The sequence below is a fragment of the Azoarcus sp. KH32C genome, from assembly GCF_000349945.1.
Taxonomy (GTDB): domain Bacteria; phylum Pseudomonadota; class Gammaproteobacteria; order Burkholderiales; family Rhodocyclaceae; genus Aromatoleum.
The window spans coordinates 4,569,814-4,583,233 of the sequence record NC_020516.1; the positions used below are offsets into that span (position 1 = coordinate 4,569,814).

General features: G+C 66.5%; 12 protein-coding genes. 8 read left to right on the plus strand and 4 right to left on the minus strand.

Annotated elements, in window-relative coordinates:
• Position 1 precedes the first annotated feature (1 nt).
• The 4 genes from AZKH_RS20540 to AZKH_RS20555 are packed head-to-tail and all read left to right on the plus strand — an operon-like array spanning position 2 to position 4,671.
• The gene (locus AZKH_RS20540) at positions 2-1,354 is read left to right on the plus strand and encodes a CpaF family protein (RefSeq protein WP_015437721.1); all 1,353 of its coding nucleotides are present in this window, start codon (positions 2-4) and stop codon (positions 1,352-1,354) included.
• A 7-nt stretch (positions 1,355-1,361) separates the two neighbouring features.
• Positions 1,362-2,336 (plus strand): type II secretion system F family protein, encoded by a 975-nt coding sequence (locus AZKH_RS20545; protein WP_015437722.1) that lies wholly within the window; start codon positions 1,362-1,364, stop codon positions 2,334-2,336.
• 28 nt (positions 2,337-2,364) lie between these two features.
• Positions 2,365-3,312 carry a type II secretion system F family protein gene (locus AZKH_RS20550; RefSeq protein WP_015437723.1) on the plus strand — a complete coding sequence of 316 codons (948 nt, stop codon included), beginning with the start codon at positions 2,365-2,367 and terminating at the stop codon, positions 3,310-3,312.
• Between the two features lie 21 nt (positions 3,313-3,333).
• Positions 3,334-4,671, plus strand: a complete 1,338-nt coding sequence (locus AZKH_RS20555; RefSeq protein WP_015437724.1) for a LytR C-terminal domain-containing protein — start codon at positions 3,334-3,336, stop codon at positions 4,669-4,671.
• A gap of 95 nt (positions 4,672-4,766) precedes the next feature.
• Here AZKH_RS20555 and AZKH_RS20560 read toward each other — a convergent pair whose 3' ends face one another.
• The gene (locus tag AZKH_RS20560) at positions 4,767-6,443 is read right to left on the minus strand and encodes a cation acetate symporter (RefSeq protein ID WP_015437725.1); all 1,677 of its coding nucleotides are present in this window, start codon (positions 6,441-6,443) and stop codon (positions 4,767-4,769) included.
• Positions 6,443-6,763, minus strand: a complete 321-nt coding sequence (locus tag AZKH_RS20565; RefSeq protein WP_015437726.1) for a DUF485 domain-containing protein — start codon at positions 6,761-6,763, stop codon at positions 6,443-6,445. Before AZKH_RS20565 ends, AZKH_RS20560 begins: the two co-directional genes overlap by 1 nt.
• 210 nt (positions 6,764-6,973) lie before the next feature.
• Between AZKH_RS20565 and AZKH_RS20570 the strand changes: the two genes are divergently transcribed.
• Complete coding sequence (locus AZKH_RS20570; RefSeq protein WP_015437727.1) at positions 6,974-7,756, plus strand: enoyl-CoA hydratase/isomerase family protein; 783 nt, start codon at positions 6,974-6,976, stop codon at positions 7,754-7,756.
• 3 nt (positions 7,757-7,759) lie between these two features.
• Here AZKH_RS20570 and AZKH_RS20575 read toward each other — a convergent pair whose 3' ends face one another.
• Entirely contained in the window at positions 7,760-9,226 is a 1,467-nt protein-coding gene (locus AZKH_RS20575) for a cobyric acid synthase (protein ID WP_015437728.1), read from the minus strand.
• A 58-nt stretch (positions 9,227-9,284) separates the two neighbouring features.
• Here AZKH_RS20575 and cbiB point away from each other — a divergent pair, with 58 nt between their 5' ends.
• The 3 genes from cbiB to AZKH_RS20590 are packed head-to-tail and all read left to right on the plus strand — an operon-like array spanning position 9,285 to position 12,110.
• Positions 9,285-10,217, plus strand: a complete 933-nt coding sequence (gene cbiB, locus AZKH_RS20580; protein ID WP_015437729.1) for an adenosylcobinamide-phosphate synthase CbiB — start codon at positions 9,285-9,287, stop codon at positions 10,215-10,217.
• A 10-nt stretch (positions 10,218-10,227) separates the two neighbouring features.
• A complete protein-coding gene (locus AZKH_RS20585; protein WP_015437730.1) occupies positions 10,228-11,223 on the plus strand; it encodes a TIGR01212 family radical SAM protein in 996 nt (331 codons plus the stop codon).
• Complete coding sequence (locus AZKH_RS20590; protein ID WP_015437731.1) at positions 11,205-12,110, plus strand: cobalamin-binding protein; 906 nt, start codon at positions 11,205-11,207, stop codon at positions 12,108-12,110. The genes AZKH_RS20585 and AZKH_RS20590 overlap by 19 nt, the downstream gene beginning before the upstream one ends.
• Here AZKH_RS20590 and AZKH_RS20595 read toward each other — a convergent pair whose 3' ends face one another.
• Entirely contained in the window at positions 12,111-13,244 is a 1,134-nt protein-coding gene (locus AZKH_RS20595; RefSeq protein WP_015437732.1) for a M48 family metallopeptidase, read from the minus strand. It lies immediately after the preceding gene.
• Between the last annotated feature and the right edge of the window lie 176 nt (positions 13,245-13,420).

A 13,420-nucleotide genomic window follows, 5' to 3' on the forward strand; every position in this document is an offset into this window, starting at 1 on the left:
AATGAGTCTGCGCCAGCGCCTCGAATCGGTCTCGCCTGAAAACGCCCTGCGCCCGCAGGTCGCGCCCGAAACCGGTGCCACCAAGGCTTACCAGAGCTTGAAGATGCGCATCCATCAGCTGCTACTGTCGCGCATCGACCTGGAGGCGATGGAGAATCTCGCGCCCGAGCGTCTGCGCGAAGAATTGCGCCTGATGGTCGAGCGCTTGCTCGCCGAGGAAAACGTCGTCGTCAATGCCAACGAACGGCGCGATCTCGTCCGCGACATCCAGTACGAAATGCTCGGGCTCGGGCCGATCGAGCCACTTCTCGCCGACCCCACGGTCTCGGACATCCTGATCAACGGATCCCAGCAGATCTACGTCGAACGCCACGGCAAGATCGAGCTGACCAACGTCACGTTCAGTGACGACTCGCATCTGATGAAGATCATCGACAAGATCGTGTCGCGGGTCGGACGGCGTGTCGATGAGTCGAGTCCGATGGTCGATGCACGCCTGCCTGACGGCTCGCGCGTAAACGCAATCATTCCGCCGCTGGCGCTCGACGGTCCGGTGGTGTCGATCCGTCGCTTCGCCGCGATTCCGCTGACAATCGAGAAGCTGATCGAGTTCAAGGCCCTCACTCCGGGAATGGCCGAACTGCTGGCCGGCCTCGTGCGGTCGAAGATCAATATCCTGATTTCCGGGGGGACCGGCAGCGGCAAGACGACGCTGCTGAACATCCTGTCGCACAACATCCCCGGAGACGAACGCATCGTGACGATCGAGGATGCGGCTGAGCTGCAGCTCCAGCAGCCCCACGTGGTGCGACTCGAAACCCGTCCGCCGAACATCGAGGGCAAGGGCGAAGTGACCCAGCGTTCACTGGTTCGCAACGCGCTGCGCATGCGCCCTGACCGCATCATCCTCGGCGAGACGCGGGGCGCCGAGGCGTTCGACGTACTGCAGGCGATGAACACCGGCCACGAGGGCTCGATGACGACAGTGCACGCGAACACCCCGCGTGATGCCCTCGGCCGCATGGAGAACATGATCGGCATGTCGGGCGCGAACCTGCCGCCCAAGGTCGCCCGGGCCCAGATCGCCAGCGCGATCGGCGTCATCGTGCAGGCGAGCCGGCTCACCGACGGCAAGCGCAAGCTGGTGAGCATCCAGGAGATCACCGGCATGGAGGGCGACATGATCACGATGCAGGAGATCTTCACCTTCCGCCAGCAGGGCATCTCGGACACTGGCGCGGTACAGGGGCAATTCGCCGCAACCGGCGTTCGCCCCCATTTCGCCGACCGCTTGCGTTCTTTCGGCATCCGCTTGCCGGAGGACATGTTCGACCCGACCCGGCGCTTCGAGTGAGGCTGACATGGACATCCTGACCCTGCTCTTTGCCCTGGCGACTTTCATCGCCGTGGTGCTGTTCCTCGAAGGCGGCTACCTGTGGTGGGCGTCGACGCATAGCGCGGAAGTGAAGCGCCTCAACCGCCGCCTGGAAGAGGTGTCCACCGGCGCGCAGAGCGCACGCACCGCCTCTCTATACAAGGAGCTGAATACCACAGGCTCGGCGGCAGGCGACCGTCTGCTCGCGGCAATCACGCGCCTGGACGGCGTCAATCGGATGATCGTCCAGTCGCGCCTGCCGCTGACGCTCACACAGTTCCTCGCGTGGACTGTGGCACTCGCCGCTCTCGGTTTTGCGGTGCCGGTGGTCCTGAGCCGCCCCATGATCGTGGGCCTGATCTTCGGCGGCGTGTTGGCGGCATTACCGACGATTTATGTATTGCGGGCGCGCACCAAGCACATGCAACGCTTCGAGCAGCAATTGCCCGAAGCTCTCGACCTGATGGGGCGGGCGATGCGCGCGGGTCACGCCTTTCCGACCGCGATCAAGATGGTGGCGGAGGAAATGAAGGACCCGATTGGCGGGGAGTACCGCATCCTGTTCGACGAGATGAACTACGGCGTGCCGCAACAGACGGCGTTGCTGAATCTCGCCTCGCGCACCGACAGCACCGACCTGAGCTATTTCGTGATCGCGGTGCTGATCCAGCGCGACTCCGGCGGCAATCTCGCGGAGCTGCTCGACAACATCAGCGCGATCATCCGTGCCCGCCTCAAGCTGTATGGGGAGATCCGCACGTTGTCGGCCGAAGGACGGCTGTCGGCGTGGATTCTCGGCAGCCTGCCGTTCGCGACGGCGGCGATGATCAACATCGTGAATCCTGGCTTCATGAAGGTGCTGTGGGAGGACCCCGCGGGCATCAATTTCATATACGGCGCGCTCGGAATGATGGTGCTCGGCGTACTGTGGATGCGCAAGATCATCCACATCCGGGTCTAGCGACGATGGCGATGAGGAGAAAGCAGACATGAACTATACGCAAATGGCTTTTCTCGGCCTGTTGTTCGTCGCTGTTTCTGCCGGCGCGTTCTTCGTGATGAGCCTGTTCTCGCGCTCGCCGAGCGTCGAACGACTGAACGCGATAGGAGGGGGGAAGGGAACGGCGGCCCCCTCGGCCGATACCTGGATCGAACGCACCGTAAAGCTCACCCGCCCATTCGCGAAGCTTTCCACTCCCGAGGACAGCGAGGATGCCTCTGCGCTGCGCACGCGATTCATGCATGCGGGTATCCGACATGCGTCCGCCCCGCTCGCCTTCTTCGGTATCAAGACGGTGTTGGCGCTCGGGTTGCCGCTGCTGGCGTATTTCACGGTCCTTGTTTCGAAGCCCGAACTGCAATTTCAGGGCACCCTGCTCGTCGTGCTGTTTGCGGCGACCGTAGGCTATTACCTGCCGAACACGGTCCTGAATCGGATGATTTTCGTCCGCCAGCGCGAGATCTTCGAAACCTTTCCGGATGCGCTCGACCTGATGACCGTCTGTGTAGAGGCCGGCCTGGGCGTCGAGGCAGCGCTCGTTCGTGTCGCTGACGAGATGCAGCACAAGAGCGAGGCGCTCGCAGAGGAATTGCACCTCGTAACATTGGAGTTGAGGGCTGGGCTGGAACGCGCACGCGCGCTGCGCAACCTGGCCAACCGCACCGGCGTCGAGGAGGTCGAAGGTTTCGTCGCGATGATCATCCAGGCCGAGCGCTTCGGCACCAGCATTGCCGCGTCGCTGCGCGTGCACTCCGACATGCTCCGCACCCGCCGTCGCCAGCGCGCCGAGGAAGCCGCGGCGAAGATCGCGTTGAAGCTGCTGTTCCCACTGATCTTCTTCATCTTCCCGTCACTGATGCTGGTGCTGCTTGGACCGGCGATGATCCAGATCTACCGCATCCTGCTACCGACGATGGCGGGCAGCAGTGGCGGATGAAAATAGCGAGGAGAAACAGCAATGAAAAAGCTGGTACTCACACTGAAGCCCGTGCTCGCAGCGCTCGTACTGGGCGCCTGCAGCACCGGTCCGACGATGCCCGAGCGGGCGTGGAAGATTTCGCCCGTGCAGACCGTCAATCACAGCGGCTCCAACGCCGCAGGCTATTTCGCACTCGGGCGCGTCAAGGAAGGCCAGGGGATCACCGATCAGGCGCTCACCGCGTACCGCAAGGCGCTCGATGCCGACCCCGGCTACGCGGCGGCGTGGAACGCGCTCGGGGCGCTGCTGGTGCAGCAGGGCCAGTTCGACGAGGGGCTGGCGGCGCTGGAGCGCGCCATCAGTCTCTCGCCGACCGCGAGCTACCTGCATAACAACCTGGGCTATGCGCAGCTGCTTGCCGGTCGCGACGAAGCCGCCACGGCCTCGCTGCGCCGGGCCGTCGACCTCGACGCGAACAATCGCCGTGCGTGGAGTAACCTCGCGACGGCCTACCGGCGGCTCGGCGCGAACGAGCGGGCGGAGTTCGCCGAAGCTCGGGCGAGCAACACCTGGGCCGCGATGCAGCCCGCTGCCGCCCCCGCCCAGCCGACGGTCGAAACAGCCGCCGCGCAGCCCGTACCGCCCGCTGCCGTGCCCGTGCCGACACCCGCCGCGGCCCTCGCGGCAACCGTCTCAGCCAGTACCGCGACCGTCACAGCCCCAGTCACACAGACCGCTCCAGCCGTTGAGGTCGCGTCCGCGCCACGGACCACGCTCGTCAAGGTGGCCGAGAACGTCTTCGAACTGCGCAATGCGCCGCCGCCCCGCACCGTGGCGGTCGCCGAAGCCGCCGCGATCATCGCCGCAGCCACCCGACCCGCAGCGACGCCTGCGACGCCGGAACCGCTGCCCGCAGCCGCTCGGCCGGTTGCCCCCTTCGTCGCGACGCCGGCCGCAGCACCTGTCCCGACCGATGCGGCGCCGACACGCCCCGCCCGCTTTGAAATCACCAACGGCCACGGCGGCGAAGGGCTCGCGCGACGGCTTGCCGCGCTGCTCGGCCAGCAGGGCGTCGCGCGCCCGCGGCTGACGAACGAGCGCCCCTTCACCCAGCCCGCGACCTTCGTCGAATATCGCGACGGCTACCGTGACGCGGCCGAGGCGTTCGCCGCACAGCTGCCGTTCCGGCCTGCGGTTCAGCCTGCCGCCGCGGGCAAGCTGTTGGTCGACGTCCGACTGATGCTCGGCCATGACCTGACGACCAGCGACGCCTGTTCCGTGCTCGGTGTCTGCACCCATGTCGCACGCTCGGCGCCGGCACGCGCCGAACCAGCGCGCGTCGCGGTTGCACCGGTACGTGCCCCGTCCGGCGACTGACTCCCGACCAATAAACGACAACCCCCGCCTGGCCTGCGCCGGGCGGGGGTTGTTGCGTGCCGCAACCGTTGGTGCGGCACCTGTTACCTCAAGACTTAGTGCGACGCGGCCGTCGCTGCACCGACACCGGTCTGGGCGCGCACGTACTGATCGTCGAAGGCTTCGACTTCCTTCTGCGCCGCGTGGCTCGTGTCGAGCTTCGACACGATGATCGCGAGCAGGAAGGCGATCGGCATCGAGAACAACGCGGGCTGGGTGTAGGGGAAGATCGCCGCGGCGTTGTGCAGCACGTCGACCCACACCGACTTCGACAGCACGACGAAGGTCACCGCGCTCGCCAGACCCGAGTAGCCGCCGAAGAGCGCGCCGCGGGTCGTCAGGCCCTTCCAGTACATCGACAGGATCAGCACCGGGAAGTTGGCCGAAGCGGCGACACCGAAGGCGAGTGCCACCATGAACGCGATGTTCATCTTCTCGAAGGCCATGCCGAGCAGCACGGCGACGATGCCGAGGCCGATGGTCGCGATCTTCGAGACCTTCAGCTCGGTGGTCTCCGACGCCTTGCCCTTCATGATGACGCGCGAGTAGATGTCATGGGAGATCGCCGACGCGCCGGCCAGTGCCAGGCCCGCCACCACCGCGAGGATGGTCGCGAACGCCACCGCCGACAGGAAGCCCAGCAGCAGGTTGCCGCCGACCGCCTTGGCGAGGTGCATCGCAATCATGTTGCCGCCACCGATCACCTTGCCGCCGAGCACGCCACCTTCGAAGAACTCGGTGTTCTGGCCGACGATCAGGATCGCGCACAGGCCCATGATGGCGATGACGTTGAAGAAGTACGCGACGATACCCGAAGCGAACAGCACCGACTTGCGCGCTTCCTTCGCGTCGGTCACGGTGAAGAAGCGCATCAGGATGTGCGGCAGACCGGCCGTACCGAACATCAGGCCGAGGCCCAGCGAGATCGCGGTGACCGGATCGGCCAGCAGACTGCCCGGGGCGAGCAGCTTGCCGCCGAGCTTATGCACTTCCATCGCGCGGGTCGTCAACTCGTCGAAGCTGAAGCCGAACTGGCTGAAGGCGAGCAGCATCACGGTGGTACCGCCGATCAGCAGCATGCCCGCCTTGATGATCTGCACCCAGGTCGTCGCGACCATGCCGCCGAAGGTCACATACACCATCATCAGCGCACCCACCACGAACAGCGCGATGTTGTAGTCGAGACCGAACAACAGTTTGATCAGCTGGCCGGCGCCGACCATCTGCGCGACGAGGTAGAAGCACACCACGGTCAGCGAGCTGACGGCGGCCATCGTGCGCACCTTGCCCTGGTCGAGGCGATAGGCGGTGATGTCGGCGAAGGTGAACTTGCCGAGGTTGCGCAGGCGCTCCGCCATCAGGAACAAGATGATCGGCCAGCCGACGAAGAACGCGATCATATAGATGTAGGCATCGACGCCCTGGGTGTACATCATCGCCGTCAGACCGAGCAGCGTCGCGGCCGACATGTAGTCGCCGGCGATCGCGAGGCCGTTCTGCCAGCCGGTGATGCCGCCACCCGCGGTGTAGAAGTCGGACGTCGACTTCGTGCGGCTCGCGGCCCAGTAGGTGATGCCGAGCGTCATCAGCACGAAGACGAAGAACATGCCGATGGCGTGGAGATTGAGACCCTGCTTTTCAGTCTGGGAAATGGCGTCACCGGCGACCGCCGAGGCGGCAACCGACAGCGCGAACAGGCCCGAGGCAAGGCGCGACAGGAAAGACTTGTTCATTATTTTTCGTCCTTCCATGCGGCATGCACGATTTCGTTGTTGATGTTGTCGAATTCGCCGTTGGCGCGACGCACGTAGAGCAGCGTGAGCACCCAGAAGAACACGAACTGGAACAATCCGGCGGCGACACCGAAGGTCAGATTGCTGCCTTCGGACAGGCGTTTCGCGATCAGCTCGGGCGCGAAGGCCACCAGCATCACGAAACCGTAGAACAGCGTGAGCACGACGACCGACAGGATCATCGCGAACCGCGTCCGCTTGGCGACCAACTCCGCGAAACGCGGATTGCGCCGGATATGGGCGTACATCGAACTAGACATTTTTCCTTCCTCCTCGAGAAAACAACGTGAAAACACGCCGTCGCCTCCACACTCCCAACGGAACCGGCCCGACCGTCTATGCAGCGGTGCCGACTGATATATCATCTATATGAGTCCATACCGCACAGTATGGAGTGGTTTTTTGCGCAGTGCAACATATTGGTGCAAAACCAAAAGCCCGAAAAATTCAAACACTTGGGAAGAGCAGCCATGACAGGCCAGATCACCGTTTCGACCGATGGGGGCATCTCCACGCTGACCCTTTCGAACCCCGACAAGCTCAACGCGATCGACTCGGCGATGTGGGTCGCACTGCACGCGGCGATGGACGAAATCGCCGCGCGCGACGACCTGCGTTGCGTGATCCTGCGCGGCGCGGGCGACAAGGCTTTCGCCGCCGGCGGCGACATCGAGGAATTCCTGACGGTGAGGGCGACGGTCGATGACGCGCTGCACTACCACGACACCCTGGTCGCGACCGCGCTCGACGCGATCCGCGCGTGCCCGATCCCGACCGTCGCCGCAATCCAGGGCGCCTGCGTCGGCGGAGGGCTGGAAATCGCCGGCTGCTGCGACCTGCGCATCGCGGGCGAATCGGCCCGCTTCGGCGCACCGATCAACCGCCTGGGATTTTCGATGTATCCGGGGGAGATGGCGGGACTGCTCGAGCTCGTCGGCCCCGCCGCGCTGCTGGAGATCCTGCTGGAAGGGCGCATCCTCGATGCGCGCGAAGCCTTGCAGAAGGGGTTGCTGACACGGGTCGTCGACGACGAGAAGGTGATCGACGAAGCGCTCGCGGCGGCGAACCGCATCGCCGCCGGCGCCCCGCTCGTCGCCCGCTGGCACAAGCAGTGGGTACATCGGCTGATGGACGGCCGGCCGCTGAGCGTCGAGGAAAAACGCGCCGCGTTCGATTTCCTCGCGACGGACGACTACCGCGAAGGGCTGGACGCCTTCTTCGCAAAGCGCAAGCCGCGCTTCAGCGGCAGGTGAGACTCAGGCGAGCCACGCCTCCGGCAACACCGTGGACAGGTCGAGATGCTCTGCGATGCTGTCCGCGAGCCGGTCGAGATCGGCTTCGCGCCGCGCCGCAAGGTCGACCGCATCGAGGCCCTCCGCACCCGCCCAGGCGAGCAGTGCCGACAAGGCCGCGGGATGGTCGAAGAGGCCGTGCAGGTAGGTGCCGAGGATCTGACCGTCCTCGGACATTGCGCCGTCGGTCTTCCCATCCGCGAAGCGCACCGCAGGATTCGCGAGCGCCGCGCCGCGGCTCACGCCCATGTGGATCTCGTAGCCGGCAACGGCGGGAGCGCCCGGCAGGCACAATGCACCGGCGGCGTTCTCGAGGCGCTTCTCGGCTTCGAGTACGGTCTCCATCTCCAACAGGCCGAGACCCGGAACCGTCGTCGGCGCCCCCTCGATGCCGAGCGGGTCCGCGAGGGTCGCTCCGAGCATCTGAAAGCCGCCGCAGATCCCGACGACTTTGCCGCCGTAACGCAGATGGCGCCGGATCGGTTCCTCCCAGCCCTGCGCACGCAGCCACGCGAGGTCGGACTGCACGCTCTTCGAACCCGGCAGCACGATCAGGTCCGCGGGCGGCATCGCCTGGCCGGGACCGACCCAGCTGAAGTCGATCTGCGGATGCAGGCGCAGCACGTCGAGGTCGGTGTGATTCGAGATGCGGGGATAGACCGGGGCGACGACCCGCAGCCGGGTCTCGCGTTTGTCGACGCTCGCCTTGCCAAGCGCATCTTCGGCGTCGAGGAAGAGGCCGTGGAGATAAGGCAGCACACCGAGCACCGGCTTGCCGGTGCGTTCCTCAAGCCAGTCCAGTCCCGACTGCAGCAGGCCGATGTCGCCGCGGAAGCGGTTGATCACGAAGCCCTTCACGCGCGCCCGCTCGGACGGCGACAGCAGTTCCAGCGTCCCGACGAGATGCGCGAAGACGCCGCCGCGGTCGATGTCGGCGACGAGGATCACCGGCACATCGGCCGCCTCGGCGAATCCCATGTTGGCGATGTCGCGATCGCGCAGGTTGATCTCGGCGGGGCTGCCGGCCCCCTCGACCAGCACGCATTCGTAGGCGCTCGTCAGGCGATCCCAGGACTGCATGACGGCTGCCATCGCGCGCGGTTTGTACGCGTGGTAGTCGCGTGCAGACAGGTTGGCAACGGCACGACCGTGGATAATGACCTGCGCACCGACGTCCGTTGAAGGCTTCAGCAGGATCGGGTTGAAGTCGGTGTGCGGAGGCACACCGGCCGCAAGCGCCTGCAAGGCCTGCGCGCGGCCGATCTCGCCGCCGTCGACGGTCACCGCCGAATTGAGTGCCATGTTCTGCGGCTTGAACGGCGCGATGTGCACGCCGCGGCGCGCGAGCATGCGGGCAAGTCCCGCGACGACAGTGCTCTTACCCGCATCGGAGGTCGTTCCCTGCACCATCAGGGTGATTGCTTGTGGCATCGCGTAAAATCCCGACTCTTTTCAACAGCGGCGGATTATCGCCGAAACCCCGTCAACGATGATTTCCCTGTGCGTCAAACTCGTATCCGGCATCGTCATCGACCGGCTGCTCGGCGAACCGCGCCGCTACCATCCCCTGATCGGTTTCGGGCGCTGGGCAATCTGGCTTGAAGGCCAGCTGCATGGGCGCGTGCCCGGTCGCGTGGGCGGCGTGCTCGCGTGGTCGCTTGCGGTGCTGCCCTGGGTCGGACTCGTGCTCGCGGCGCGCGCTGTGCATCCGGCCATCCAGTGGATCGCCGACGTCGTGCTGCTCTATTTCGCACTCGGCGCGCAAAGCCTCGCGCAACACGCCGAAGCGATCGCGAAGCCGCTCGCGGCCGGTGATCTCGACGCGGCACGGACGCGGGTCGGCTGGATCGTCAGCCGCGACACGCGCGCGCTCGATGCGACGGGCGTCGCCCGCGCCGGCACCGAGTCCGTGCTGGAGAATGGCAACGACGCGGTCTTCGGCGCGCTGTTCTGGTTCTGCATTGGCGGAGGCGCCGGCGTACTGCTCTTCCGTCTCGCGAACACCCTCGACGCGATGTGGGGCTACCGCAACGAGCGCTATCTAGACTTCGGCTGGGCCGCGGCGCGCATCGACGACGTGCTCAACTGGCTGCCCGCACGGCTCACGGCGCTGACCTACGCGCTCCTCGGACGCACCCGCCATGCGCTCGCCTGTTGGCGCGCTCAGGCGCCCGCGTGGGACAGCCCCAACGCCGGCCCTGTGATGGCCGCAGGCGCCGGCGCGCTGGGCGTGAGCCTCGGCGGCCCGGCGATCTACCACGGGCGCGAAGAGCATCGTCCCCCGCTCGGAGGCGGTGCGGCACCGGACGCAACGAGCCTGCGCTCGGCGATCGCGCTGGTCCGCCGCGGCATGCTGCTCTGGCTCGCCGTCGTCGCCCTCGCCGCGATCGCCGTCACCTTCCTCGGAGCGGCGCAGCGCTGACGCCCTGATCATGCAGCTCGACCACTACGTCAACACGATCGGCCGCCACCTGCGCGGCCGCTTCGGCGAGCGCGTGCACAAGCTGCCGCTGCACGCGCGCTTCACCTGCCCGAACCGCGACGGCACGCTCGGCCGCGGCGGCTGCACCTTCTGCAACGTGCGCTCCTTCAGCGACGCCTCCGACGCCCCGATCGCGCAGCAACTCGCCGAGGGCCGCACGAAGATGGACCGTGCGCGTCGCTATCTCGCCTATTTCCAGGCCTACACGAGCACCTACGCAGAGGTCGAAACGCTGCAGCGCCTCTACGCCGAGGCGCTGGAAGCCGCCGACATTGTCGGCCTGTGCGTGGGCACGCGGCCCGACTGCGTGCCCGATGCGGTGCTCGATCTGCTCGCCGGCTACCGTGACCAGGGCTACGAGGTGTGGCTCGAACTCGGCCTGCAGAGCGCCTTCGACGAGACCCTCGCCCGCGTGAACCGCGGCCACGGCTTCGCCGCCTACGCCGACGCCGTCTCCCGTGCCCATGCGCGCGGCGTGCCGGTGTGTACCCACCTCATTGTCGGCCTGCCGGGCGAGCCCCTCGAACGCAGTCTCGACACGCTGGAGCGCGTGCTCGAACTCGGCGTCACGGGGCTCAAGCTGCACCCGTTGATGATCGTCAAAGGCAGTCGCATGGCTGCGGCCTGGCGCCGCGGCGAGATCGCACCGGCGGAGCTCGACGCCTATGCCGATGTCGCCGCCGAGATGATCCGTCGCACCCCGGCGTCCGTCGTCTATCACCGCGTATCGGCCACGGCGAACGCCCCGACGCTGCTCGCGCCGGCATGGTGCGCGAGCCGCTTCGAAGGCATCCAGGCAATCGCCCGTCGCCTGGCGGAATCCGGCGCCCAAGGCAGCCTGACGGACGCCCCGCTCGCCCCGCCCGCGGCGCCGGGCACATCGGCGCACTACCTCCCCCACGCTACGCCCGTTACTCCCGATCCCCCATGCGCCCCCACCTGCTGAACCGTCTTGCCGCCGCCCTCGCCGCCTCAATGTGCCTCGCCCCGTCCGCGTACGCCGACGTCGAGCTGCAGGACGACGCGGGACAGCGCATCCGCCTCGCGCAACCGGCGCGGCGCATCGTCAGCCTCGCCCCGCACGTGACCGAACTGCTGTTCGCGGCCGGGGCTGGAGATCGCGTCGTCGGCGCCGTCGACTACAGCGACTACCCGCCCGCCGCGCGCAAGCTGCCGCGCGTCGGGGGCTACAGCAACATCGACATGGAGGCGGTCGCCGCCCTGAAACCCGACCTTGTGATCGCGTGGAAGAGCGGCAACCGCGATGCGCACCTCGATCGCCTCTCAGCGCTCGGCATTCCCGTCTTCATCAGCGAGCCGCACAGCCTCGACGACGTCGCCCGCAGCCTCGAAAACCTCGGGAAGGCGGCCGGCAGCGATCGGGAGGGGCGCGCCGCGGCGGATGCCTTCCGGCAACGCAAGAGGGAGCTCGCGCGACGCTACGCCGACCGCCCACCCGTGAGGATGTTCTACGAAATCTGGGACAAGCCGCTGATGACCGTAAACGACGAGCACTTGATCTCGGACGTGATGCGGCTGTGCGGCGGCGTGAACGTGTTCGGCAAACTCGATCAGCTGGCGCCGACGATCGGCGTGGAAGGCGTGCTCGCGGCGAATCCGGAAGTGATCGTCGCGAGCGGCATGGGCGAAGCCCGGCCGGATTGGCTCGATATGTGGAAGCGCTGGCCCAGGCTCGCCGCAGTCACGAGCGACAATCTCTATTTCGTGCCGCCCGAACTGATCCAGCGGCACACGCCGCGCATTCTGGAGGGTGCGTCGATGCTGTGCGAACAGCTCGACACGGCACGGCGCAAGCGTCGCAGTGGCGGCTGATCAGGCGCAGCGCGCGCTGCGGTAGCGCTGACGCCAGTCGCGGCGCGAATCCTCCCACCAGGCACGGTCGAAGATCCACGACAGCGTCGGCAGCAAGGGGCCGAGGCAGACGTTGGCGAGCGTGTTGGCGCCGGCGCGCGGCACGACCGCCGCGACCCGGAGCGCACGCAGGCGCTCGTTGAGCGTCGGATGGAAGTCGGAAGCCGAGGCCTGCTGGCCGTAGACGTGGCGGATATCGACGCTGCCCGGCATCGGTCGGCGGAACCCGGCCATCACGCCGAGCCCCATCTCGCGGAAGGGCCGGATCACCGGCCGCGGCTCGAAACTGCTCTGCTCCATGATCTTGCGCCAGTAATCCTCGCTGAGGAAACGCTCCTTCAACGCGACCTCGACCAGAGCCTCGCCGACCAGCGGTGCGCCGACAACCTGTGCGGCGAGCGCATCGGCTTCGAACTCCTCCAGCCGCGACAGGCGCATCGCGTCGCGCAGATCGTTGGCCGACCAGCGCTCCAGCATGCCGCCCAGCCATGTTGCGTCCTCGACGCAGCGGTCGAGCGCGCGGAACCACCAAGCGCGCAGATGCCCCCACCACGCCTGCACGCCGTGCCGCTGCAACACCAGATGCGCGAACTCGTGCGCGAGAATCGCGCTGAACTGGCGCCGCGAAACGCTGTGCGCGAGCGACAGACCGATCAGCAGGTGGGTTTCCATCGGACCGCCCCAGCCCCAGCGGGGCCGCTGCAGGATGGCCGCGTTCATGTCGTCGACGATCCAGACCGCGTCAATGCGCGCGCCGCCGAAACGGCGACTCATGCGCTCGATCAGACGGTGCAGCGGTTCCGCGGCTTCCCGCGGCAAGCGTACGCCGTCGGGGCGGGCGGCGGGAGCAAACAACCATCCGGCCGCCACGGCCCCCATTGCGACCGCCACCATGAACGTGGCCGCGGCGAGAAGCGCATCGACGACATGCCCCGCAACCAACGCCTCCCAGGTTCCGGCCACCAGCGACGCGGCGATCGCGAAGAATCCCAGGGCGATCGACGCCAGCAGGAACAGCCCTCCGGCGGCGCGAAGGCCGAGGCGCCGGGCGAGTCGCGAGCGGATGCGGGACAGGTGGTTCGATTGTGTTGCCATGGGTAACACTCCGTAAAACCATGATGGCGACACGGACTATAGCGGCCCCGATTTTGGGTGAAAATTGGACTTTAGTAATAGGGCACCCAACAATTTGCATGAAAATCAAGGCATAAGGCCCGCCGGCAGTGGAAAGTCGCGCCGGAAAACTTTTTTTGCAACGCGAAAAAAAAACG